The organism is Escherichia sp. MAL-1 (genome assembly GCF_052948035.1).
Window position 1 is genome coordinate 1,317,597 of record NZ_CM129609.1, and the last position, 21,697, is coordinate 1,339,293.

Sequence of the window (21,697 nt, forward strand, 5' to 3'; positions counted from 1 at the left end):
GAATTTTACCGAGGAACCTGAAGATGTCTGCTTCGTCATTACCATTGCCGCAGGGCAAGAGCGTCTCGCTCAAACAATTTGTCAGTCGCCATATTAATGAGATCGGTTTGCTGGTGGTGATTGCCATTCTTTATCTGGTCTTCTCCCTGAACGCGCCTGGCTTTATCTCATTGAATAACCAGATGAACGTGCTGCGCGATGCCGCCACCATTGGGATTGCCGCCTGGGCGATGACGCTGATTATTATCTCCGGTGAGATTGATGTCAGCGTTGGGCCGATGGTGGCTTTTGTCTCGGTGTGCCTGGCATTTTTGCTGCAATTTGAAGTTCCGTTGGCGATTGCTTGTCTGCTGGTGTTGCTGTTAGGCGCGCTGATGGGAACGCTCGCCGGGGTGCTGCGCGGCGTGTTTAACGTACCAAGTTTCGTTGCCACACTGGGGCTGTGGAGCGCCCTGCGCGGAATGGGGCTGTTTATGACGAACGCACTGCCAGTGCCGATTGACGAAAACGAGGTGCTGGACTGGCTGGGCGGACAATTTCTCGGTGTGCCGGTATCCGCGCTGATCATGATTGTGTTGTTTGCGCTGTTTGTGTTCATCAGCCGCAAAACCGCCTTCGGGCGCTCGGTTTTTGCCGTTGGCGGTAATGCTACGGCGGCGCAGTTGTGCGGCATCAACGTTCGTCGGGTGCGCATTCTTATCTTTACCCTTTCGGGATTATTAGCGGCGGTGACCGGCATTTTGTTGGCGGCGCGCCTCGGTTCTGGTAACGCAGGTGCCGCAAACGGTCTGGAGTTTGACGTCATCGCCGCGGTCGTGGTCGGCGGTACGGCACTTTCCGGCGGTCGCGGTTCCCTGTTCGGTACATTGCTTGGTGTGCTGGTGATTACGCTAATCGGTAACGGTCTGGTGCTGCTCGGTATTAACTCCTTTTTCCAGCAGGTGGTACGCGGCGTCATCATCGTGGTGGCGGTGCTGGCGAATATCTTGCTGACCCAGCGAAGCAGTAAAGCGAAACGCTAAACCTTAACGCCCCTGGCGCGGGTGCGGCAGGGATGAAAATTAATCGTATTGTTAATGAGGGATTTATGAAAACGATGCTGGCAGCTTATTTACCAGGAAATTCGACCGTCGATCTACGGGAAGTTGCGGTGCCGACACCAGGGATTAACCAGGTACTGATCAAAATGAAATCTTCCGGAATTTGCGGAAGCGATGTCCACTATATCTACCACCAGCACCGCGCTACGGCAGCGGCACCCGACAAACCGTTATACCAAGGATTTATCAACGGTCATGAACCGTGCGGGCAGATTGTGGCGATGGGGCAAGGCTGCCGCCATTTTAAAGAGGGCGACCGCGTGCTGGTGTATCACATTTCTGGCTGTGGTTTTTGCCCGAACTGCCGCCGCGGCTTTCCTATCTCTTGTACTGGCAAAGGAAAAGCGGCTTACGGCTGGCAGCGTGACGGCGGTCATGCCGAATATCTGCTGGCGGAAGAAAAAGATCTGATCCTCCTGCCGGATGCGCTGAGCTACGAAGATGGTGCGTTTATCAGTTGCGGCGTTGGCACGGCCTATGAAGGGATTTTGCGCGGCGAAGTTTCCGGCAGCGATAACGTGCTGGTGGTCGGTCTGGGGCCGGTCGGCATGATGGCGATGATGCTGGCGAAAGGTCGCGGTGCAAAACGGATCATCGGCGTTGATATGCTGCCGGAACGTCTGGCGATGGCAAAACAGTTAGGGGTGATGGATCACGGCTATTTAGCAACCACCGAAGGTCTGCCGCAGATTATCGCCGAACTCACCCACGGTGGCGCGGATGTTGCGCTCGATTGTTCCGGTAATGCCGCAGGTCGCTTGCTGGCACTGCAATCCACCGCTGACTGGGGACGGGTGGTTTACATTGGTGAAACCGGAAAAGTGGAATTCGAGGTCAGCGCCGATCTGATGCACCATCAACGGCGGATTATCGGCTCCTGGGTGACCAGTCTGTTCCATATGGAAAAATGCGCCCATGATCTGACGGACTGGAAGCTGTGGCCGCGTAACGCCATTACCCATCGCTTCTCGCTGGAACAGGCAGGTGATGCCTATGCGCTGATGGCGAGCGGCAAATGCGGGAAAGTTGTGATTAACTTCCCGGATTAAGGAGTTAGCGGATGACCATCTATACCTTATCCCACGGGTCGCTAAAGCTGGACGTTTCTGACCAGGGCGGCGTAATCGAAGGCTTCTGGCGCGATACGACGCCGCTCTTACGTCCTGGTAAAAAAAGCGGTGTGGCAACCGATGCCTCATGTTTTCCGCTGGTGCCATTTGCAAACCGGGTGAGCGGCAATCGTTTTGTCTGGCAGGGGCGTGAGTATCAACTGCAACCGAATGTTGAGTGGGATGCGCACTATCTACACGGCGATGGCTGGCTGGGCGAGTGGCAATGTGTCTCGCACAGCGATGATAGTTTGTGTCTGGTGTATGAACATCGCAGCGGTGTCTATCACTATCGGGTAAGTCAGGCGTTTCATTTAACGGCGGATACGCTGACGGTGACGCTCTCTGTCACCAATCAAGGGGCAGAGACGCTGCCATTTGGTACCGGCTGGCATCCTTATTTTCCGTTGTCGCCGCAAACGCGGATTCAGGCACAGGCGAGCGGTTACTGGCTGGAGCGGGAGCAGTGGCTGGCGGGTGAGTTTTGCGAGCAGCTACCGCAGGAACTGGATTTTAACCAGCCCGCGCCGTTGCCGCGCCAGTGGGTGAACAATGGTTTTGCCGGATGGAATGGTCAGGCCCGCATCGAGCAGCCGCAGGAAGGTTATGCCATCATCATGGAAACGACGCCACCTGCACCGTGTTATTTCATCTTTGTTTCCGACCCTGCGTTTGATAAAGGATATGCGTTTGATTTCTTCTGTCTGGAACCGATGAGCCATGCGCCGGATGATCATCATCGCCCGGAAGGGGGTGATCTCATTGCGCTAGCACCAGGGGAATCAACAACTTCAGAGATGTCGTTGCGGGTAGAGTGGCTGTAATTTATTAAATGCCGGATAAGGCGTTCACGCCGCATCCGGCATCTTTCCTAACGCCGATCGAGAGAAATTGCCCCCGGCCCGGTAATTGCCAATAGCAAGAACGCGCCAGCGATACTGACATTCTTCCAGAAATTAATCATATTTGGCCCAACCGCATCGCCGGTCATATCCCAGTAATGGTGACCAATCACCGCCGTACCCAGCGTGTAGAAAATAAACAGCACCGCCAGCGGACGGGTGAAAAAGCCAAGCACGATTAATATCGCGGCGGGCACTTCCATAACTACCGCAATAATCGCTGCCAGCATCGGCATTGGCGCGCCCAACGAGGCCATATATTGGACCGTACCGTCAAAGCCCATCATTTTGGGAAAACCAAAAATAATGAAAATTAAGACCACGGCGATACGGGCAATTAATAACAAAACGGGGCGGGCAGCTCCAAAATCAAAATAACGTAGTGTGTTCATAACCAATCCCTTTGCAAGATAATGTGATTTAAACGTAATACACACTCTTGCACCTCGCCACGCCCCAGGCATTGAGATATTCGCTAATTATCCTGGTTACAGTGATTTAAGCGCGATGTTCTCATCTATCAGCAGTTTCGCATCAAACGTTTTGCCGCTCTGGATCCATTTGCGAATTGGGCGAATCTCACGCCCCTGATTCAGCGTGACCGCACCGATAAGCACGCCGTTTTGCAGATTAAACCAAATCGCCTTCTGAGTTTCCGGGTTGCCACGACAAAGCCAGTCATCGCCACGCATATCGCCAATAAACTGTAAGTTATCACTGTACTGATCGCTCCAGAACCACGGCGGCGGCAGTAGCGGTAGCGGTAGCCCTAACATTGCGGCAGCGGCAATTTGCGCCTGGTTATTGGCGTTTTCCCAGCTTTCGCAGCGGTGTAGTGCACCATTATCAAGACGAGTGATTGCCACATCGCCACCGGCAAAGATCGCGGGATCGCAGGTGCGGCAAGCCTCATCAATGACAATGCCATTGGCAGTATCAAGGTTGGCCTCGCGAGCCAGTTGCTCGTTGGCGCTGATACCAATACCGTAAATCACCACATCAGCCTGAAGCGTTTCCCCACTTTGCAGCGTCAGTTCTACTTTTTCACCATCGACCACATGTTCAATGGCATTATTGAGCAGAATGCGCACACCAGCCTGCTGGTGGCGCTGTAAAAGATAGCGTTGCACGGGCGGTGGTGCATTACGGCCCATGACGGTTGCCGCCAGTTCAATCACTGTCACCTTACATCTGCGCTGCGTGGCGCTGGCAGCCAGTTCCAGACCAATAGTTCCGGCACCGATAATCACGACTGACCGTTCGGGCTGCAGAACTTCTCGCAGTCTGGCGGCATCACCGGCATGGCGTAGGGTAAAGCAGCGTTCTCCCAGTGCATCAAGCAACGGCAGCGGTCGAGCTGCCGCGCCGGTTGCTATAAAAAGCTGATCCCAGTGCCAGCTTTCGCCGTTGGTTAACACTAACTCTCGTGTGTCGCGACCCAGCGTTTTGATGGTTACACCGGAATGCAGATGAACATTGTTTTCCTGCCACCAGTTAGCGGGTAACACCTGCTGTAACTGCGGGGAATCTTCCAGCAACATGGATTTCGAGAGTGGAGGTCGTTCATAAGGAAGATGTCGCTCATCGGAAAACAGATGCAGCTCACCGGTGAACCCTTGCTGGCGTAGCGAGGCCGCAGCCATTGCCGCCGCTTGCCCGCCACCGACAATAATGATCGTTTTTTCTTTCATCGTGCTTCCTTAAAGATCCAGCCCAGCCGCTACGTGGCGAATGCCGCGAATCGCTAAACCCGCATCAGCGTTGATCATCACACCGCTTAATGCGCGATTATTGCGCCGCGATGCCAACATCACATACGGCCCCGTAAAATCCGCCGGTTGCGGGAAAAATTGCAGCGGTAAAATGGCGGCAATTTTCTCCGGCGTCAGAGACTGCATTATCGAGGTTTCACTTTGCCCGAGCGCCTGTGGGCCGCGCAGGTCGCTGGCCATACCACACGGGCCGACGCCATTCACCCGCACTTTCGGTGCCAGTTCATAAGCCAGTTGGCGAATAAGTCCGGTTGCGGCATGTTTACTGGCGGTGTACAGCGGGCCACCGCCGCCAGGATACCAGGCGGCATTTGACAGTGTGAAAATCATGCTGCCTTCACTGGCGATTAACGCCGGAGCGCAGGCTTTTGCGCCCAGCAGGTAACCGAGTACGTTGACGTTAAACAGCTCGTGGAAGCCGGTTTCGAGCGTCTCTGCGGGAGTATTAACCAGTGAGGCATTGTGATCCCAGATGCCTGCATTGCCGATAAAACAATCCAGCTTGCCGGAACGAGTCAGGATCTGATCGACCGCGCGTTGATAATCGGCATAACAGGTCACGTTACCTTCCACCGCCAGAATATGTTCGCCAAATCGCTGACGCAGACTGGCGACTTTTGCCGCCGACAGTTCCAGCGTGGCAACCTGCGCGCCTTCTTCGATAAATCGCTCGACCAGCGCCAGCCCTAATCCCGATCCGCCGCCGGTAATAAAAATGGACTCGTTATGCAGATCGCTCATGGCTGCGCCTCCGGTAAGTCGATGAAAATGTCACCACCTTCAACGTGTACTGGATAAGTGGTGAGCGGATCGGTGGCGGGCAGGCATAACGCTTTCCCCGTTTTCAGGCAAAAACTGGCGGCGTGTAGCGGGCACTCCACCGTGGCGTCATCTTCCAGATACCCTTCTGACATTGACGCATTACCATGGCTGCAACGATCGTTAATGGCATAAAACTCGCCGCCAACGTTGAACAGGGCGATGACGGGCGAGGTATCGATCCGGAGAGCCTCACCCTCCGGCACATCCGCAACGGGACACGCATAAATTCGATTCATCAGAACAGTACACTCAGGTTATGGGAAGTGATTACCGCTTGATCCAGGACGATATCCCGTTCCAGCAAGCGCCAGTTGTCATCTTCCAGACGGCGAACTTTGTCGAAACGCGTTCCAACATAGAATGTTTCATCGCGCTCTTTTTGTGCCCGATAAAGTAGATAATTCACCCTCACGGCAAATACATTTGGGATGTCGGTTTCGCTTACCTGGCAGTTGCTGATTAAGTGACGAGTGCGTGACGGCGGCTCTTCTGCCCAGGCCATGCCCGTTTCCAGACGGGCGATTCGCCGCTCCAGCTGGTCTTTGGTGTCATTAAAAATCCAGGTCGTCGGTGGCTGAACGCCTTTGCGGCGGTCGCGCGTTTGCGCGTTAACCGTGGTGCGCATGGTGTAACGAATCTCTTCGTCGAGCTGTGCCAGCCAGTCACGAAATTTCCAGTCATCCAGCAGACTGGCTTCGTGAAAGAGAAACTGGCTAATGCGGTGATGTAACTCCAGTGAAACTTGCGCACTCATTTCATCACCTCCTGCTGGTAAGCGGCGGTTTTATCGAGCACTTCTTGCCAGCTTTCGCTACTCAGGAGATCGGCCCAACGTTGGTACATTCCGCGAGCGGCAGTTTCTGAGAAAATATAGTTAGTAATGCCAGGAATGCCGTCGTCGCGACGCTTTTCCTGACCAAGCCCCATTTCCAGACACAGTTTGCTGTTGCGGGCGCGGTGGCCTTTAAGCAATTTCTGGATTTCACACCAGTTCTCCGAGTCATCCTGCTCGAGAAAACCAGCAGGACCAAAAGCACGAGTGGCGCTGTTTTCAAAAGCGGCTTTAACTTCATCGGAGGCGGCTTTGTCAGTAATACAGAACGCCCACACTTCAACTTGATCAGGGCCGCGCGGATGCCAGACGCGGAGCGTGGCAGTGCCGTTGAGCCATGAAAGCGTGGGGAAAATATTGTTATGACCCGCCAGGCGCAGGGCGCGAACTTCACCTAAACGTTGTTCTGCTTCGGCATAGGTTTCGCGGTAATAGCTTGAAACTGCGCCATCGACCCAGACATTAGCATCCGGTTTTTCAGTAAAGAAGAAACCGCTACCGTGACCGTCCTGACCAAATTGCAGCGCATCTTTGGCGGTTTCCCACACCGGGCGGGCGGTTTGTCCATCACCGAGGCGCTTATCGCTGCCATCATCTTTCGCCCCTAATACCTGAACGGCAGAAGCATGGCTGAACAGAGCATGATACTGGTCACTGGCGAACTGCTCTGCCGGGAATTTCCAGTTGCAGTTGATCACCCACTTTTGTACGCCGCCGACAATTTCGGTGCCGCCTTCGCGACGATCCAGCATGCCATCCAGATACCAGGCAATGTCACCCAGGTAATCACGCAGGCCCGGTGCGCTGGTATCCCAGTTGCCAAAAATCAGCCCTTTATAACTCTCCACACAAGGAACTTCGTTTAGCCCCCAGTGGGATTTACACAACCCTTGTGGATAGGCGCGAGGTTCCAGCGGTACATCGATCAACTCGCCGTTAATGCCATAAGACCAGCCGTGATACGGGCAGGTAAAGGCGCGAGTGTTGCCGCAATCTGCATAACTCACACGCATGGCCCGGTGGCGGCATTGGTTGAGAAACGCCTTGATGCTGCCGTCTTTCTGACGCACTACGACAACCGCATCTTCTCCCATGTAGGTGTTAAAGAAATCACCGGGTTTTGGGATCTGGCTTTCGTGGGCGAGAAATAGCCAGCAACGACCGAAAATACGCTCAAGCTCCAGTTGGTAAATGTCCGGGTCGGTATAAATACGCGGAGTGACCCGACCGTTTTGGGTGTCAATCAGTTGGTAAATGTTCAAATCTGAGGGTGTGGTCATATTTTTTAATCCTGAAAGATAAGATGTATTGACCTTCTATTTTTGTGCCATAAGGATGTTGCTGGTTGGTTGCTAATATGTGAAATAGTTAATTTCTACCAGCTGAGACGTTTTTTCGATAACAAGGGGAAGGTGATGGAACTACGGCATTTACGCTATTTCGTCGCAGTGGCGCAGGCACTGAACTTTACCCGTGCGGCGGAAAAACTGCATACCTCACAGCCTTCGTTAAGCAGCCAGATCCGCGATCTTGAAAACTGTGTCGGTGTTCCGTTACTGGTGAGGGATAAGCGCAAAGTCGCGTTGACGGCGGCGGGAGAATGTTTTCTCCAGGACGCGCTGGCAATCCTCGAACAAGCGGAAAATGCCAAATTACGGGCGCGGAAAATTGTTCAGGAAGACAGACAATTAACCATTGGCTTTGTGCCATCGGCGGAAGTGAATTTATTGCCAAAAGTATTACCGATGTTTCGTCTCAGACAGCCAGACACCTTGATTGAGCTGGTGAGTTTAATCACCACGCAACAGGAGGAAAAAATTCGCCGTGGTGAACTCGACGTCGGCTTAATGCGCCATCCTGTTTATAGCCCGGAGATTGATTATCTGGAGCTTTTTGACGAACCATTAGTGGTGGTGTTACCGGTTGATCACCCTTTAGCACATGAAAAAGAGATCACCGCCGCGCAACTGGATGGCGTGAATTTCGTCAGTACCGATCCGGCGTATTCCGGTTCGCTTGCGCCGATCGTTAAAGCGTGGTTTGCGCAAGAAAACAGCCAGCCAAATATCGTCCAGGTGGCAACGAATATTCTGGTGACCATGAATCTGGTGGGCATGGGGCTGGGCGTCACTTTGATACCCGGTTATATGAATAATTTTAATACCGGGCAGGTTGTTTTTCGTCCCATTGCCGGAAATGTGCCTTCCATTGCTTTACTGATGGCGTGGAAGAAAGGGGAGATGAAGCCGGCATTACGCGATTTCATCGCCATTGTGCAGGAACGTTTGGCAAGCGTAACGGCATAATTACGCATTATTTTTGCAACATGCGTCGCGGATCTCAGTTTTTTAGTGCTTGTGAACTGGCGTTACAGACATCGGGAAGCAGGCTCGAATATTCTTATTTTTCAACTTGCACCAACATTCGATTAACCCCAGACTAACGCCTCCTGACGGGAGGGACTCATGGTTTTGCAATCCACGCGCTGGTTGGCGCTCGGCTATTTCACATACTTTTTTAGTTACGGCATTTTTCTACCTTTCTGGAGCGTCTGGCTTAAAGGGATTGGTTTAACGCCAGAAACCATCGGCCTGTTATTGGGGGCAGGTCTGGTTGCCCGTTTTCTCGGGAGTTTGCTCATCGCGCCCCGCGTCAGCGATCCTTCCCGCCTGATTTCCGCCTTGCGCGTGCTGGCACTGCTGACACTTCTCTTTGCTGTCGCCTTCTGGGCGGGGGCGCACGTAGCGTGGCTGATGCTGGTGATGATTGGCTTTAACCTCTTTTTCTCACCGCTGGTACCGTTGACCGATGCACTGGCGAATACGTGGCAAAAGCAGTTCCCGCTTGATTACGGCAAAGTGCGACTGTGGGGCTCGGTGGCGTTTGTCATTGGCTCGGCGCTGACGGGCAAACTGGTCACTATGTTTGATTATCGGGTGATACTCGCGCTGTTGACGTTGGGCGTGGCATCCATGCTGCTCGGCTTTCTCATCCGTCCGACGATTCAGCCACAAGGGGCAAGCCGCCAGCAGGAGAGCACCGGTTGGTCAGCGTGGTTGGCGCTGGTTCGCCAGAACTGGCGCTTTCTGGCCTGCGTTTGTTTATTGCAGGGGGCACATGCGGCCTATTACGGTTTTAGCGCCATTTACTGGCAGGCAGCTGGCTACTCGGCCTCGGCGGTGGGGTATTTGTGGTCGCTGGGCGTGGTGGCGGAAGTCATTATCTTTGCGCTGAGTAATAAACTTTTCCGCCGTTGTAGTGCACGCGATATGCTGTTGATCTCGGCGATTTGCGGCGTAGTGCGCTGGGGCATTATGGGAGCAACTACGGCGTTGCCGTGGTTGATAGTGGTGCAAATTCTGCATTGCGGCACCTTCACGGTCTGCCACCTGGCCGCCATGCGTTATATTGCTGCTCGCCAGGGTAGCGAAGTCATCCGTTTACAGGCGGTTTACTCTGCCGTCGCGATGGGCGGCAGTATCGCTATCATGACCGTTTTCGCCGGTTTCCTGTATCAATATCTGGGCCACGGCGTGTTCTGGGTGATGGCGCTGGTGGCGCTTCCGGCAATGTTTTTGCGCCCGAAAGTTGTTCCCTCATGCTGATTCGAGCATTTTGCGGATCTGCTCCTGTTGATGTGTTGTCAGTGTCAGGTCCGTATAGATCAGCGGTGGTGAAAAGAGCGGTAACGGCATGGTATAAGGAGCAATAATCAGTGCCGCGCCACGCGGAGCGCCTGTCTGCAAAAATGCCTTTACCGACATATGTTTAATGTTGAGCGGCAGTAACGTTAATTCGCGTAACTGCTGCTCAATCTGCGCTTCTCGCTCGCTATCATTCCCGGTCAGTAGAATAATCTGTTTTTCATGCAGATCGTTTTCCTGCATTAGCCAGGCACCGAAAATCACCGCGACCAGACCACTTTCCTCATCAGAAAGATGGACGCCGTATTCACTTTCAAATCCGGCCAGCGCCGCGCGGGTGGTGCGTACCAGGCGTGGATACAGTCTGGCGAACTCTTCCGGTAGGGTATTATCAATACCGATGGCAAACAAACTGCGATTTAACGCCTGGGCGAGGTGGGTATAAAGCTGATCACATAACCCCTGTTCATCATAAAAACGAACATTTCCCAGCTCACGAAAATGGTTTACCAGACGTTTGATAGACTGACGCAATTGTCTGTCCCGCTGATGCGCATCCCGCAATGGATCGGGAACCCGCAACATGGAAAAAAGTAGTGCCATAAACAGTGGCTCATCAGGTGGTACAGGCTGGAGCGCCCGACGCTGCCAGTGGCGTCCAATTTCCTGTGCTACCTGAAATTCAAGGCAGGATTCCGCCCAGCGACGTTGGAGCGGATTAAACTGAGGCGTAATTCCAGCGTGGTGCTGCAGCAAACAATATTGCAGATACAGACACAGGAAATGAATATCGCGCGATTCAAAGCGTTTTTGCAGCCGTCGGGAGCAGAGATTCACTAACGCTTGTAGATTGGTATCGTCGTAAAAGTTACGCGCAATTCCGCGCCGCTTCAGTTCACTCTTCAGGGCGGGGGTGAATTGGCTGGTAATAAATGACGGACACAGACGGAAACCACGTCGTAGCCAGTGAAATAAACACAAACGTTGGTTAAGCACTGTACCTTCAACCCGGTAGCTACCGTCATAACCAGTCGTCAGTGTGAGTTGATGATAGCGCAGGATCTCCCGTCCTGTTTCGCTGATATCAAGACTGGCAATATCATCATCCACACCATTAAGCTCGCTGAAGGTTGCCATGGTGGCGGTCAACCCCGGCTGAAAGAGCGTCAGCAAGATCTGGCAGCGGCGCTGGGGAGCCGAAAGGACAGATGGTGGAGCAAGCGTAGGCATCATCTGTAGATCTCCCATAAGCATAATTGATAAGAATAGCTAAAGTTTGCTCAGGGAAATGGCGAAGGGAATGCTAATCATCAGAAATGTTGGCAAGCGTCACAGAATTTTTCTCATCTTAAACTGTTCTGACCAGTGGATTAGCATGTCTTAAGGTGGTTTTGTGAATGATTATCGTGCTAGCGATCATGGGTTAGTTCTGCGGATTCAACGCGCTAAGGATAAAGTCCACCATCTGTTCGCGATAAACATCGCCGTGACGATCGGAAAAAGCATCAATGTGTTCGCCATCCGGGATTAGGATCAACCGTTTTGGCATTTTTGCAAGGCTATACAACTTTTCGCTGTGCTGCCATGGGATAACGTGATCAGCTTTACCGTGAATGAGTAAAAGCGGGATCGGGCTGACGCTGGCGATGTAATTTTCGCCACTGTAACTCTCATCAAGTAAGTAGCCACTGCCGGGGATCATCTGGTTGGCGATGGTTGCATAAGAGGCAAATGTGGAGTCGAGGATCACCGCACGTATGCCTTCACGATCACCCTGACCAATAACAGCAAGAATATTCGCCCCGCCAATACTCTGCCCGAACAGCACCAGCCGTTGTGGGTTTACATCACTGCGATGGCGCACCACATTGATGGCGCTTTGCGTATCGTCCAGCAATCCGGCCTGGGACGGCGTGCCTTTTGATTTACCAAACCCGTGATAATCAAACATAAAAACGTTGAAATTACGCTCGGGTAACCAACTGACCAGCGGCCAGTGGGCGGACATATTTCCGGCATTGCCGTGAGCATGAATGATGGTTGCGATAGCGTTGTCAGCAGGGCCCGTCGAAGAAGGAATAAACCAGCCTTGCAGACGAGTACCGTCCTTAGCCGTAAATTCGACGGATTCCGCCGACCAGGGGTCGGGACCGTAAAGTTTATCGTCAGGATAATAGAAGAAGTTGATGGCAACGCGCGGCACTAAATAAACGCAGAAGGCAACAACAAAGAGAATAAACAGAATTTTGGGAACGCGTTTGTTCACTGGCAGTGCCATAACCTTTCCTTGCGACTTCTTTATCATCCATTAATCGGGGAAAGATGGTGGGAGAGTGACGAAAGAAAGTAAAGCGGTGAGGAAGTATTTCGGAATAGCGCCTGAAAGGCGAGGGCGGGTGAGTGATATCACCCGCCTGAGTCATTAACGCTTCAGAGCGTCGCTTAACTCGTCACGCATGTTCGCCAGCATGGCTTTCACAACGCGCGGGTTACCAGCAACGATGTTACCGGTCAGCATGTAGTTATGACCACCGGTGAAGTCGCTGACGATGCCGCCCGCTTCACGAACCAGCAGCTCGCCTGCAGCGAAGTCCCACGGACGCAGACCGATTTCAAAGAAACCGTCAACACGACCCGCAGCGACGTAAGCCAGATCCAGCGCCGCAGAACCGGTACGACGGAAGTCTGCACATTCGTTGAACAGTTTGCCGACGATGTTGATGTAGGTAGTGGCGTACTGTTTTGCTTTGAACGGGAAGCCGGTCGCCAGAATGGTACCGTCGAGATCGCGAGCGGTGCTGCCGCGCAGACGGTAGCCGTTCAGCTGTGCGCCCTGACCGCGAGTGGCAGTGAACAGTTCGTTACGCATAGGATCGTATACCACAGCAACTTCGGTGCGGCCTTTGATACGAACGGCGATAGATACCGCGAAGTGCGGCAGACGTTTGATAAAGTTGGTAGTGCCATCCAGTGGATCGATAACCCATTGAACATCCTGATCAGTACCTTCAAGTTCACCGCTTTCTTCGGTGATGATGGTGTGCTGTGGGTAAGATTTACGAATCGTGTCGATAATCACCGCTTCGGCAGCTTTATCTACGTTGGTCACGAAATCGTTACTGCCTTTCTGGCTCGCTTCTACAGCGTCCGGGGTTTCATAGTTTTTGGCAATTAAATTACCCGCCTTGCGCGCTGCGCGCACGGCGATGTTCAGCATCGGATGCATCGGTCTCTCTCACTGGATGTTAAAGAACGGGAAAACGGCGCAGAGTATAGCAGCGAGATCGGCATCTGTCTTCGTTTTATGATAAGATGCGCGAATAATCTTTAGACGAAGAAAGACAATGCTGCAAAATATTCGAATTGTGCTGGTGGAGACGTCACACACCGGCAATATGGGTTCTGTTGCCCGTGCCATGAAAACAATGGGATTAACCAATCTGTGGCTGGTTAATCCACTGGTGAAACCTGACTCCCAGGCGATTGCCCTGGCGGCGGGGGCCAGCGATGTGATTGGTAATGCTCACATCGTCGATACGCTCGACGAAGCGTTAGCCGGTTGTAGCCTGGTGGTGGGCACCAGCGCACGTTCCCGCACGCTGCCGTGGCCGATGCTCGACCCGCGCGAATGCGGTTTGAAAAGCGTTGCTGAAGCGGCAAATACCCCGGTGGCGCTGGTTTTTGGTCGCGAACGTGTCGGCCTGACCAATGAAGAGTTGCAGAAATGCCATTATCATGTCGCGATTGCGGCTAACCCGGAATACAGCTCGCTGAACCTGGCGATGGCGGTTCAGGTTATTGCCTATGAAGTGCGCATGGCCTGGCTGGCAACTCAGGAAAATGGCGAGCAGGTCGAGCATGAAGAGACGCCGTATCCGCTGGTCGATGATCTGGAGCGTTTTTATGGTCATCTGGAACAAACGCTGCTGGCAACCGGTTTTATCCGTGAAAACCATCCGGGGCAGGTGATGAATAAATTGCGCCGTCTGTTTACCCGTGCGCGCCCGGAAAGCCAGGAGTTGAATATCCTGCGCGGGATTCTGGCTTCTATTGAGCAGCAGAATAAAGGTAACAAGGCCGAATAACAGCCGTTGCCTGATGCGACGCGTAATGCGTCTTATTAGGCCTACAGTGAACAGAACCGTAGGTCGGATAAGGCGTTCACGCCGCATCCGACAACAGGTACAAACACCACGATAAAAAAATGGCACTGAAGGTTAAATACCCGACTAAATCAGTCAAGTAAATAGTTGACCAATTTACTCGGGAATGTCAGACTTGACCCTGCTATGCAATACCCCCACTTTTACAATAAAAAACCCCGGGCAGGGGCGAGTTTGAGGTGAAGTAAGACATGAGACTGACATCTAAAGGGCGCTATGCCGTGACCGCAATGCTTGACGTTGCGCTCAACTCTGAAGCGGGCCCGGTACCGTTGGCTGATATTTCCGAACGTCAGGGAATTTCCCTTTCTTATCTGGAACAACTGTTTTCCCGTCTGCGTAAAAATGGTCTGGTTTCCAGCGTACGTGGACCAGGCGGTGGTTATCTGTTAGGCAAAGATGCCAGCAGCATCGCCGTTGGCGAAGTGATTAGCGCCGTTGACGAATCTGTAGATGCTACCCGTTGTCAGGGTAAAGGCGGCTGCCAGGGCGGTGATAAATGCCTGACCCACGCGCTGTGGCGTGATTTGAGCGACCGTCTCACCGGTTTTCTCAACAACATTACTTTAGGCGAACTGGTTAATAACCAGGAAGTGCTGGATGTGTCTGGTCGTCAGCATACTCACGACGCGCCACGCACCCGCATACAAGACGCGATCGACGTTAAGTTACGCGCTTAATTTAACCGTCCTGTTTCGTGTTGCATCTGCGTTGACTGCACATACTCACTCCGGTCACTTACTTATGTAAGCTCCCGGAGATTCGTAAGTTTGTCAACTTGCTGAAACCCGAAACAGTTAGGTTAAAGATAACAAGATATTAGAATCAGGCCGGGGCGTATCGCGCTCCGTAAACACGGTCGTACATCCAGCCGGTAGCCTGGTTCCTTGCATTGAGTGATGTACGGAGTTTATAGAGCAATGAAATTACCGATTTATCTCGACTACTCCGCAACCACGCCGGTGGACCCGCGTGTTGCCGAGAAAATGATGCAGTTTATGACGATGGACGGAACCTTTGGTAACCCGGCCTCCCGTTCTCACCGTTTCGGCTGGCAGGCTGAAGAAGCGGTAGATATCGCCCGTAATCAGATTGCCGATCTGGTCGGCGCTGATCCGCGTGAAATCGTCTTTACCTCTGGTGCAACCGAATCTGACAACCTGGCGATCAAAGGTGCAGCCAACTTTTATCAGAAAAAAGGCAAGCACATCATCACCAGCAAAACTGAACACAAAGCGGTACTGGATACCTGCCGTCAGCTGGAGCGCGAAGGTTTTGAAGTCACCTACCTGGCACCGCAGCGTAACGGCATTATCGACCTGAAAGAACTTGAAGCAGCGATGCGTGACGACACCATCCTCGTTTCTATCATGCACGTGAATAACGAAATCGGCGTGGTACAGGATATCGCGGCTATCGGCGAAATGTGCCGTGCTCGTGGCATTATCTATCACGTTGATGCAACCCAGAGCGTGGGCAAACTGCCTATCGATCTGAGCCAGTTGAAAGTTGACCTGATGTCTTTCTCCGGTCACAAAATCTATGGCCCGAAAGGTATTGGTGCGCTGTATGTGCGTCGTAAACCGCGCGTACGCATCGAAGCGCAAATGCACGGCGGCGGTCACGAACGCGGTATGCGTTCCGGCACTCTGCCTGTTCACCAGATCGTCGGAATGGGCGAAGCCTATCGCATCGCAAAAGAAGAGATGGCGACCGAGATGGAACGTCTGCGCGGACTGCGTAACCGTCTGTGGAACGGCATCAAAGATATCGAAGAAGTTTACCTGAACGGTGACCTGGAACACGGTGCGCCGAACATTCTCAACGTCAGCTTCAACTACGTTGAAGGTGAGTCGCTGATTATGGCGCTGAAAGACCTCGCGGTTTCTTCCGGTTCCGCCTGTACGTCAGCAAGCCTCGAACCGTCCTACGTGCTGCGCGCGCTGGGGCTGAACGACGAGCTGGCACATAGCTCTATCCGTTTCTCTTTAGGTCGTTTTACTACTGAAGAAGAGATCGACTACACCATCGAGTTAGTTCGTAAATCCATCGGTCGTCTGCGTGACCTTTCTCCGCTGTGGGAAATGTACAAGCAGGGCGTGGATCTGAACAGCATCGAATGGGCTCATCATTAATCGGTATCGGAATCAGGAGAATTTATAATGGCTTACAGCGAAAAAGTTATCGACCATTACGAGAATCCGCGTAACGTGGGTTCCTTTGACAACAACGACGAGAACGTCGGCAGCGGCATGGTGGGTGCACCGGCCTGTGGCGACGTGATGAAGTTGCAGATTAAAGTCAACGATGAAGGTATCATTGAAGACGCGCGTTTTAAAACTTACGGCTGCGGTTCCGCTATCGCTTCCAGCTCCCTGGTCACCGAATGGGTGAAAGGGAAGTCTCTCGACGAAGCGCAGGCGATCAAAAACACCGATATTGCTGAAGAACTTGAACTGCCGCCGGTGAAAATTCACTGTTCTATTCTGGCAGAAGACGCGATCAAAGCCGCCATTGCGGACTATAAAAGCAAACGTGAAGCAAAATAAGAGTTGAGGTTTGGTTATGTCGATTACACTGAGCGACAGTGCAGCAGCGCGAGTAAATACCTTTCTGGCTAACCGCGGTAAAGGGTTTGGCCTGCGTCTGGGCGTGAGAACCTCCGGGTGTTCAGGTATGGCTTATGTACTGGAATTTGTTGACGAACCGACGCCGGAAGACATCGTGTTTGAAGACAAAGGCGTGAAAGTCGTGGTCGATGGCAAGAGCCTGCAATTTCTGGACGGTACGCAGCTGGACTTCGTAAAAGAAGGCCTGAACGAAGGGTTTAAATTCACCAACCCGAACGTCAAAGATGAGTGTGGTTGCGGCGAAAGCTTCCACGTTTGATGCGCATACCGATAACCCCACCGTGGTCGCCTGCGCGTGGGGTTTGTTTTACCTGATTCGCCGTTATCGCGGCGGATCGCAGCCCTGAGAATGTTATGGATTACTTCACCCTCTTTGGCTTGCCTGCCCGCTATCAACTCGATACCCAGGCGCTGAGCCTGCGTTTTCAGGATCTACAACGTCAGTATCATCCTGATAAATTCGCCAGCGGAAGCCAGGCGGAACAACTCGCCGCCGTACAGCAATCTGCAACCATTAACCAGGCCTGGCAAACGCTGCGTCATCCGTTAATGCGCGCGGAATATTTGCTTTCTTTGCACGGCTTTGATCTCGCCAGCGAGCAGCATACTGTGCGCGACACCGCGTTCCTGATGGAACAGTTGGAGCTGCGCGAAGAGCTGGACGAGATCGAACAGGCGAAAGATGAAGCGCGGCTGGAAAGCTTTATCAAACGTGTGAAAAAGATGTTTGATACCCGCCATCAGTTGATGGTTGAACAGTTAGACAACGAGACGTGGGACGCGGCGGCGGATACCGTGCGTAAGCTGCGTTTTCTCGATAAACTGCGAAGCAGTGCCGAACAACTCGAAGAAAAACTGCTCGATTTTTAATTTCTGGAAGCTAAACATGGCCTTATTACAAATTAGTGAACCTGGTTTGAGTGCTGCGCCGCATCAGCGTCGTCTGGCGGCCGGTATTGACCTGGGCACAACCAACTCGCTGGTGGCGACAGTGCGCAGCGGTCAGGCCGAAACGTTAGCCGATCATGAAGGCCGTCACCTGCTGCCATCTGTTGTTCACTATCAACAGCAAGGGCATTCGGTGGGTTATGACGCGCGTACTAATGCAGCGCTCGATACCGCCAACACAATTAGTTCTGTTAAACGCCTGATGGGACGCTCGCTGGCTGATATCCAGCAACGCTATCCGCATCTGCCTTATCAATTCCAGGCCAGCGAAAACGGCCTGCCGATGATTGAAACGGCGGCGGGGCTGCTGAACCCGGTGCGCGTTTCTGCGGACATCCTCAAAGCACTGGCGGCGCGGGCAACTGAAGCCCTGGCAGGCGAGCTGGATGGTGTAGTTATCACCGTTCCGGCGTACTTTGACGATGCCCAGCGTCAGGGCACCAAAGACGCGGCGCGTCTGGCGGGCCTTCACGTCCTGCGCTTACTTAACGAACCGACCGCTGCGGCTATCGCCTACGGGCTGGATTCCGGTCAGGAAGGCGTGATCGCCGTTTATGACCTCGGTGGCGGGACGTTTGATATTTCCATTCTGCGCTTAAGTCGCGGCGTGTTTGAAGTGCTGGCAACCGGCGGTGATTCCGCGCTCGGCGGCGATGATTTCGACCATCTGCTGGCGGATTACATTCGCGAGCAGGCGGGCATTCCTGATCGTAGCGATAACCGCGTTCAGCGTGAACTGCTGGATGCCGCCATTGCAGCCAAAATCGCGCTGAGCGATGCGGACTCCGTGACCGTTAACGTTGCGGGCTGGCAGGGCGAAATCAGCCGTGAACAATTCAATGAACTGATCGCGCCACTGGTAAAACGAACCTTACTGGCTTGTCGTCGCGCGCTGAAAGACGCGGGTGTAGAAGCTGATGAAGTGCTGGAAGTGGTGATGGTGGGCGGTTCTACTCGCGTGCCGCTGGTGCGTGAACGGGTAGGCGAATTTTTCGGTCGTCCACCGCTGACTTCCATCGACCCGGATAAAGTCGTCGCTATTGGCGCGGCGATTCAGGCGGATATTCTGGTGGGTAACAAGCCAGACAGCGAAATGCTGTTGCTTGATGTGATCCCACTGTCGCTGGGCCTCGAAACGATGGGCGGCCTGGTGGAGAAAGTGATTCCGCGTAATACCACTATTCCGGTGGCCCGCGCTCAGGATTTCACCACCTTTAAAGATGGTCAGACGGCGATGTCTATCCATGTAATGCAGGGTGAGCGCGAACTGGTGCAGGACTGCCGCTCACTGGCGCGTTTTGCGCTGCGTGGTATTCCGGCGCTACCGGCTGGCGGTGCGCATATTCGCGTGACGTTCCAGGTCGATGCCGACGGTCTTTTGAGCGTGACGGCGATGGAGAAATCCACCGGCGTTGAGGCGTCTATTCAGGTCAAACCGTCTTACGGTCTGACCGATAGCGAAATCGCTTCGATGATCAAAGACTCAATGAGCTATGCCGAGCAGGACGTAAAAGCCCGAATGCTGGCAGAACAAAAAGTAGAAGCGGCGCGTGTGCTGGAAAGTCTGCACGGCGCGCTGGCTGCTGATGCCGCGCTGTTAAGCGCCGCAGAACGTCAGGTCATTGACGATGCTGCCGCTCACCTGAGTGAAGTGGCGCAGGGCGATGATGTTGACGCCATCGAACAAGCGATTAAAAACGTAGACAAACAAACCCAGGATTTCGCCGCTCGCCGCATGGACCAGTCGGTTCGTCGTGCGCTGAAAGGCCATTCCGTGGACGAGGTTTAATATGCCAAAGATTGTTATTTTGCCTCATCAGGATCTCTGCCCTGATGGCGCTGTTCTGGAAGCTAATAGCGGTGAAACCATTCTCGACGCAGCTCTGCGTAACGGTATCGAGATTGAACACGCCTGTGAAAAATCCTGTGCTTGCACCACCTGCCACTGCATCGTTCGTGAAGGTTTTGACTCACTGCCGGAAAGCTCAGAGCAGGAAGACGACATGCTGGACAAAGCCTGGGGACTGGAGCCGGAAAGCCGTTTAAGCTGCCAGGCGCGCGTTACCGACGAAGATTTAGTAGTCGAAATCCCGCGTTACACTATCAACCATGCGCGTGAGCATTAACAGAGGTTAGTATGGGACTTAAGTGGACCGATAGCCGCGAAATTGGCGAAGCACTGTACGATGCGTATCCCGATCTTGATCCGAAAACGGTTCGATTCACCGATATGCATCAGTGGATTTGCGATCTGGAAGATTTCGACGACGACCCGCAGGCATCCAACGAGAAAATCCTCGAAGCGATTTTGTTAGTCTGGCTGGACGAGGCCGAATGAATAAACGGGCTGCCTGGGGTAGCCCGTTTTGCTGTTAAACGAATAAGGATAACTAAAATGACAGAAGCGATGAAAATTACCCTCTCTACCCAACCTGCCGACGCGCGCTGGGGAGAAAAAGCAACTTACAGCATTAATAATGATGGCATTACCCTGCATTTGAACGGGGCAGACGATCTGGGGCTGATCCAGCGTGCGGCCCGCAAGATTGACGGTCTGGGCATCAAGCATGTTCAGTTAAGCGGTGAAGGTTGGGATGCGGATCGCTGCTGGGCATTCTGGCAAGGTTACAAAGCCCCGAAAGGCACGCGTAAAGTGGAGTGGCCGGATCTGGACGATGCCCAGCGCCAGGAACTGGATAACCGCCTGATGATCATCGACTGGGTGCGTGACACCATCAACGCACCGGCAGAAGAATTGGGACCATCGCAACTGGCACAGCGTGCTGTTGATCTGATCAGCAACGTCGCGGGCGATCGTGTGACTTATCGGATCACCAAAGGCGAAGATCTGCGTGAGCAAGGTTATATGGGGCTGCACACCGTCGGACGCGGTTCAGAACGTTCTCCGGTATTGCTGGCGCTGGATTACAACCCAACTGGCGATAAAGAAGCGCCAGTGTACGCGTGCCTGGTAGGTAAAGGTATCACTTTTGACTCCGGCGGCTACAGCATCAAACAGACTGCGTTTATGGACTCGATGAAGTCGGACATGGGCGGCGCGGCAACGGTTACCGGGGCGCTGGCATTTGCCATTACGCGCGGACTGAACAAGCGCGTGAAGCTGTTCCTCTGCTGTGCGGATAACCTGATTAGCGGCAATGCGTTCAAGCTGGGCGATATCATCACCTATCGCAACGGTAAAAAAGTTGAAGTGATGAACACTGATGCCGAAGGGCGTCTGGTGCTTGCCGATGGTCTGATTGATGCCAGTGCGCAGAAACCGGAAATGATCATTGATGCGGCGACCCTCACCGGGGCGGCGAAAACTGCGCTGGGTAATGATTATCACGCGCTGTTCAGTTTTGACGATGCGCTGGCCGGTCGCTTGCTGGCGAGTGCCGCGCAGGAGAACGAACCGTTCTGGCGTCTGCCGCTGGCGGAGTTCCACCGCAGCCAGCTGCCGTCTAACTTTGCCGAACTGAACAATACCGGAAGCGCGGCGTATCCGGCAGGCGCGAGCACGGCGGCGGGCTTCCTGTCGCACTTTGTTGAGAACTATCAGCAAGGCTGGCTGCATATCGACTGCTCGGCGACTTACCGTAAAGCGCCGGTTGAACAGTGGTCTGCGGGCGCTACGGGACTTGGTGTGCGCACGATAGCTAATCTGTTAACGGCGTAAACTAATATGCCGGATGCGGCGTAAACGCCTTATCCGGCCTACAAATTCTGCAAATTCAACAAATTGCGAATCCCTTGTAGGCCTGATAAGCGTAGC

General features: G+C 53.4%; 24 protein-coding genes. 15 read left to right on the plus strand and 9 right to left on the minus strand.

Translation table 11 applies throughout. From position 1 onward, the window contains the following. Positions 1–23: 23 nt before the first annotated feature. From ACU8XX_RS06455 to ACU8XX_RS06465, 3 genes are read left to right on the plus strand one after another with little or no spacing between them, the layout of a single operon-like run. Entirely contained in the window at positions 24–1,022 is a 999-nt protein-coding gene (locus tag ACU8XX_RS06455; RefSeq protein ID WP_001276663.1) for an ABC transporter permease, read from the plus strand. A 32-nt stretch (positions 1,023–1,054) separates the two neighbouring features. Further along, positions 1,055–2,149 (plus strand): zinc-dependent alcohol dehydrogenase family protein, encoded by a 1,095-nt coding sequence (locus ACU8XX_RS06460; protein ID WP_000700809.1) that lies wholly within the window; start codon positions 1,055–1,057, stop codon positions 2,147–2,149. Between the two features lie 11 nt (positions 2,150–2,160). Next, positions 2,161–3,033 (plus strand): aldose 1-epimerase, encoded by an 873-nt coding sequence (locus ACU8XX_RS06465; RefSeq protein WP_000158547.1) that lies wholly within the window; start codon positions 2,161–2,163, stop codon positions 3,031–3,033. 47 nt (positions 3,034–3,080) lie between these two features. Here ACU8XX_RS06465 and ACU8XX_RS06470 read toward each other — a convergent pair whose 3' ends face one another. The 6 genes from ACU8XX_RS06470 to hcaE form a co-directional block, all read right to left on the minus strand. After that, the gene (locus ACU8XX_RS06470) at positions 3,081–3,503 is read right to left on the minus strand and encodes a DoxX family protein (RefSeq protein WP_001094726.1); all 423 of its coding nucleotides are present in this window, start codon (positions 3,501–3,503) and stop codon (positions 3,081–3,083) included. A 96-nt stretch (positions 3,504–3,599) separates the two neighbouring features. Continuing rightward, positions 3,600–4,802, minus strand: coding sequence for a phenylpropionate dioxygenase ferredoxin reductase subunit (gene hcaD / locus ACU8XX_RS06475; RefSeq protein ID WP_000660788.1), 1,203 nt, complete (start codon positions 4,800–4,802; stop codon positions 3,600–3,602). Between the two features lie 9 nt (positions 4,803–4,811). Further along, positions 4,812–5,624, minus strand: coding sequence for a 3-phenylpropionate-dihydrodiol/cinnamic acid-dihydrodiol dehydrogenase (hcaB, locus tag ACU8XX_RS06480; protein ID WP_001281377.1), 813 nt, complete (start codon positions 5,622–5,624; stop codon positions 4,812–4,814). Further along, on the minus strand, positions 5,621–5,941 hold the full coding sequence (locus ACU8XX_RS06485; protein ID WP_001080102.1) for a bifunctional 3-phenylpropionate/cinnamic acid dioxygenase ferredoxin subunit: 321 nt from the start codon (positions 5,939–5,941) through the stop codon (positions 5,621–5,623). The genes hcaB and ACU8XX_RS06485 overlap by 4 nt, the downstream gene beginning before the upstream one ends. After that, the gene (hcaF, locus tag ACU8XX_RS06490; RefSeq protein ID WP_001276076.1) at positions 5,941–6,459 is read right to left on the minus strand and encodes a 3-phenylpropionate/cinnamic acid dioxygenase subunit beta; all 519 of its coding nucleotides are present in this window, start codon (positions 6,457–6,459) and stop codon (positions 5,941–5,943) included. The genes ACU8XX_RS06485 and hcaF overlap by 1 nt, the downstream gene beginning before the upstream one ends. Then, positions 6,456–7,817 carry a 3-phenylpropionate/cinnamic acid dioxygenase subunit alpha gene (gene hcaE, locus ACU8XX_RS06495; RefSeq protein WP_000211172.1) on the minus strand — a complete coding sequence of 454 codons (1,362 nt, stop codon included), beginning with the start codon at positions 7,815–7,817 and terminating at the stop codon, positions 6,456–6,458. Before hcaE ends, hcaF begins: the two co-directional genes overlap by 4 nt. A 135-nt stretch (positions 7,818–7,952) precedes the next feature. Here hcaE and hcaR point away from each other — a divergent pair, with 135 nt between their 5' ends. Both hcaR and ACU8XX_RS06505 read left to right on the plus strand, forming a co-directional pair. Continuing rightward, a complete protein-coding gene (gene hcaR / locus ACU8XX_RS06500) occupies positions 7,953–8,843 on the plus strand; it encodes a DNA-binding transcriptional regulator HcaR (protein WP_000423257.1) in 891 nt (296 codons plus the stop codon). A 159-nt stretch (positions 8,844–9,002) separates the two neighbouring features. After that, positions 9,003–10,142 carry a 3-phenylpropionate MFS transporter gene (locus ACU8XX_RS06505; protein WP_000244193.1) on the plus strand — a complete coding sequence of 380 codons (1,140 nt, stop codon included), beginning with the start codon at positions 9,003–9,005 and terminating at the stop codon, positions 10,140–10,142. On the opposite strand, the gene csiE is transcribed toward ACU8XX_RS06505, so the two are convergent. The 3 genes from csiE to suhB form a co-directional block, all read right to left on the minus strand. Continuing rightward, a complete protein-coding gene (gene csiE / locus ACU8XX_RS06510) occupies positions 10,134–11,414 on the minus strand; it encodes a stationary phase inducible protein CsiE (protein ID WP_000982994.1) in 1,281 nt (426 codons plus the stop codon). The genes ACU8XX_RS06505 and csiE overlap by 9 nt on opposite strands. Positions 11,415–11,604: 190 nt before the next feature. After that, positions 11,605–12,459, minus strand: a complete 855-nt coding sequence (locus tag ACU8XX_RS06515) for an alpha/beta hydrolase (RefSeq protein ID WP_016242301.1) — start codon at positions 12,457–12,459, stop codon at positions 11,605–11,607. Positions 12,460–12,603: 144 nt separating this feature from the next. Further along, positions 12,604–13,407 carry an inositol-1-monophosphatase gene (gene suhB / locus ACU8XX_RS06520; RefSeq protein ID WP_000553451.1) on the minus strand — a complete coding sequence of 268 codons (804 nt, stop codon included), beginning with the start codon at positions 13,405–13,407 and terminating at the stop codon, positions 12,604–12,606. Between the two features lie 118 nt (positions 13,408–13,525). On the opposite strand from suhB, the gene trmJ reads away from it, so the two are divergent. The 10 genes from trmJ to pepB all read left to right on the plus strand — a co-directional run bounded on the left by trmJ (position 13,526) and on the right by pepB (position 21,601). Continuing rightward, complete coding sequence (trmJ, locus tag ACU8XX_RS06525; protein WP_000940019.1) at positions 13,526–14,266, plus strand: tRNA (cytosine(32)/uridine(32)-2'-O)-methyltransferase TrmJ; 741 nt, start codon at positions 13,526–13,528, stop codon at positions 14,264–14,266. A gap of 269 nt (positions 14,267–14,535) precedes the next feature. After that, the gene (iscR, locus tag ACU8XX_RS06530) at positions 14,536–15,024 is read left to right on the plus strand and encodes a Fe-S cluster assembly transcriptional regulator IscR (protein WP_001241356.1); all 489 of its coding nucleotides are present in this window, start codon (positions 14,536–14,538) and stop codon (positions 15,022–15,024) included. A 240-nt stretch (positions 15,025–15,264) separates the two neighbouring features. Next, entirely contained in the window at positions 15,265–16,479 is a 1,215-nt protein-coding gene (gene iscS / locus ACU8XX_RS06535) for a cysteine desulfurase (RefSeq protein WP_001295373.1), read from the plus strand. Positions 16,480–16,506: 27 nt separating this feature from the next. After that, entirely contained in the window at positions 16,507–16,893 is a 387-nt protein-coding gene (iscU, locus tag ACU8XX_RS06540; protein ID WP_000331707.1) for a Fe-S cluster assembly scaffold IscU, read from the plus strand. A gap of 16 nt (positions 16,894–16,909) precedes the next feature. Beyond that, entirely contained in the window at positions 16,910–17,233 is a 324-nt protein-coding gene (iscA, locus tag ACU8XX_RS06545) for an iron-sulfur cluster assembly protein IscA (RefSeq protein ID WP_000028953.1), read from the plus strand. A 95-nt stretch (positions 17,234–17,328) separates the two neighbouring features. Continuing rightward, positions 17,329–17,844 carry a co-chaperone HscB gene (gene hscB / locus ACU8XX_RS06550; protein ID WP_000384413.1) on the plus strand — a complete coding sequence of 172 codons (516 nt, stop codon included), beginning with the start codon at positions 17,329–17,331 and terminating at the stop codon, positions 17,842–17,844. 16 nt (positions 17,845–17,860) lie between these two features. After that, positions 17,861–19,711, plus strand: a complete 1,851-nt coding sequence (gene hscA, locus ACU8XX_RS06555) for a Fe-S protein assembly chaperone HscA (protein WP_001196613.1) — start codon at positions 17,861–17,863, stop codon at positions 19,709–19,711. Between the two features lies 1 nt (position 19,712). Beyond that, complete coding sequence (gene fdx / locus ACU8XX_RS06560) at positions 19,713–20,048, plus strand: ISC system 2Fe-2S type ferredoxin (protein ID WP_001124469.1); 336 nt, start codon at positions 19,713–19,715, stop codon at positions 20,046–20,048. Positions 20,049–20,059: 11 nt separating this feature from the next. After that, positions 20,060–20,260: a Fe-S cluster assembly protein IscX gene (gene iscX, locus ACU8XX_RS06565; RefSeq protein WP_000523616.1), complete on the plus strand. Its 201-nt coding sequence runs from the start codon at positions 20,060–20,062 to the stop codon at positions 20,258–20,260. Between the two features lie 57 nt (positions 20,261–20,317). Next, positions 20,318–21,601 (plus strand): aminopeptidase PepB, encoded by a 1,284-nt coding sequence (gene pepB / locus ACU8XX_RS06570; RefSeq protein ID WP_000133580.1) that lies wholly within the window; start codon positions 20,318–20,320, stop codon positions 21,599–21,601. Positions 21,602–21,697 lie beyond the last annotated feature (96 nt).

Coding starts and splice junctions, on each gene's coding strand:
- ACU8XX_RS06455 (WP_001276663.1), top strand. CDS start 24: ATGTCTGCTTCGTCATTACCATTGCCGCAGGGCAAGAGCGTCTCGCTC.
- ACU8XX_RS06460 (WP_000700809.1), top strand. CDS start 1,055: ATGAAAATTAATCGTATTGTTAATGAGGGATTTATGAAAACGATGCTG.
- ACU8XX_RS06465 (WP_000158547.1), top strand. CDS start 2,161: ATGACCATCTATACCTTATCCCACGGGTCGCTAAAGCTGGACGTTTCT.
- ACU8XX_RS06470 (WP_001094726.1), bottom strand. CDS start 3,503: ATGAACACACTACGTTATTTTGATTTTGGAGCTGCCCGCCCCGTTTTG.
- hcaD (WP_000660788.1), bottom strand. CDS start 4,802: ATGAAAGAAAAAACGATCATTATTGTCGGTGGCGGGCAAGCGGCGGCA.
- hcaB (WP_001281377.1), bottom strand. CDS start 5,624: ATGAGCGATCTGCATAACGAGTCCATTTTTATTACCGGCGGCGGATCG.
- ACU8XX_RS06485 (WP_001080102.1), bottom strand. CDS start 5,941: ATGAATCGAATTTATGCGTGTCCCGTTGCGGATGTGCCGGAGGGTGAG.
- hcaF (WP_001276076.1), bottom strand. CDS start 6,459: ATGAGTGCGCAAGTTTCACTGGAGTTACATCACCGCATTAGCCAGTTT.
- hcaE (WP_000211172.1), bottom strand. CDS start 7,817: ATGACCACACCCTCAGATTTGAACATTTACCAACTGATTGACACCCAA.
- hcaR (WP_000423257.1), top strand. CDS start 7,953: ATGGAACTACGGCATTTACGCTATTTCGTCGCAGTGGCGCAGGCACTG.
- ACU8XX_RS06505 (WP_000244193.1), top strand. CDS start 9,003: ATGGTTTTGCAATCCACGCGCTGGTTGGCGCTCGGCTATTTCACATAC.
- csiE (WP_000982994.1), bottom strand. CDS start 11,414: ATGATGCCTACGCTTGCTCCACCATCTGTCCTTTCGGCTCCCCAGCGC.
- ACU8XX_RS06515 (WP_016242301.1), bottom strand. CDS start 12,459: ATGGCACTGCCAGTGAACAAACGCGTTCCCAAAATTCTGTTTATTCTC.
- suhB (WP_000553451.1), bottom strand. CDS start 13,407: ATGCATCCGATGCTGAACATCGCCGTGCGCGCAGCGCGCAAGGCGGGT.
- trmJ (WP_000940019.1), top strand. CDS start 13,526: ATGCTGCAAAATATTCGAATTGTGCTGGTGGAGACGTCACACACCGGC.
- iscR (WP_001241356.1), top strand. CDS start 14,536: ATGAGACTGACATCTAAAGGGCGCTATGCCGTGACCGCAATGCTTGAC.
- iscS (WP_001295373.1), top strand. CDS start 15,265: ATGAAATTACCGATTTATCTCGACTACTCCGCAACCACGCCGGTGGAC.
- iscU (WP_000331707.1), top strand. CDS start 16,507: ATGGCTTACAGCGAAAAAGTTATCGACCATTACGAGAATCCGCGTAAC.
- iscA (WP_000028953.1), top strand. CDS start 16,910: ATGTCGATTACACTGAGCGACAGTGCAGCAGCGCGAGTAAATACCTTT.
- hscB (WP_000384413.1), top strand. CDS start 17,329: ATGGATTACTTCACCCTCTTTGGCTTGCCTGCCCGCTATCAACTCGAT.
- hscA (WP_001196613.1), top strand. CDS start 17,861: ATGGCCTTATTACAAATTAGTGAACCTGGTTTGAGTGCTGCGCCGCAT.
- fdx (WP_001124469.1), top strand. CDS start 19,713: ATGCCAAAGATTGTTATTTTGCCTCATCAGGATCTCTGCCCTGATGGC.
- iscX (WP_000523616.1), top strand. CDS start 20,060: ATGGGACTTAAGTGGACCGATAGCCGCGAAATTGGCGAAGCACTGTAC.
- pepB (WP_000133580.1), top strand. CDS start 20,318: ATGACAGAAGCGATGAAAATTACCCTCTCTACCCAACCTGCCGACGCG.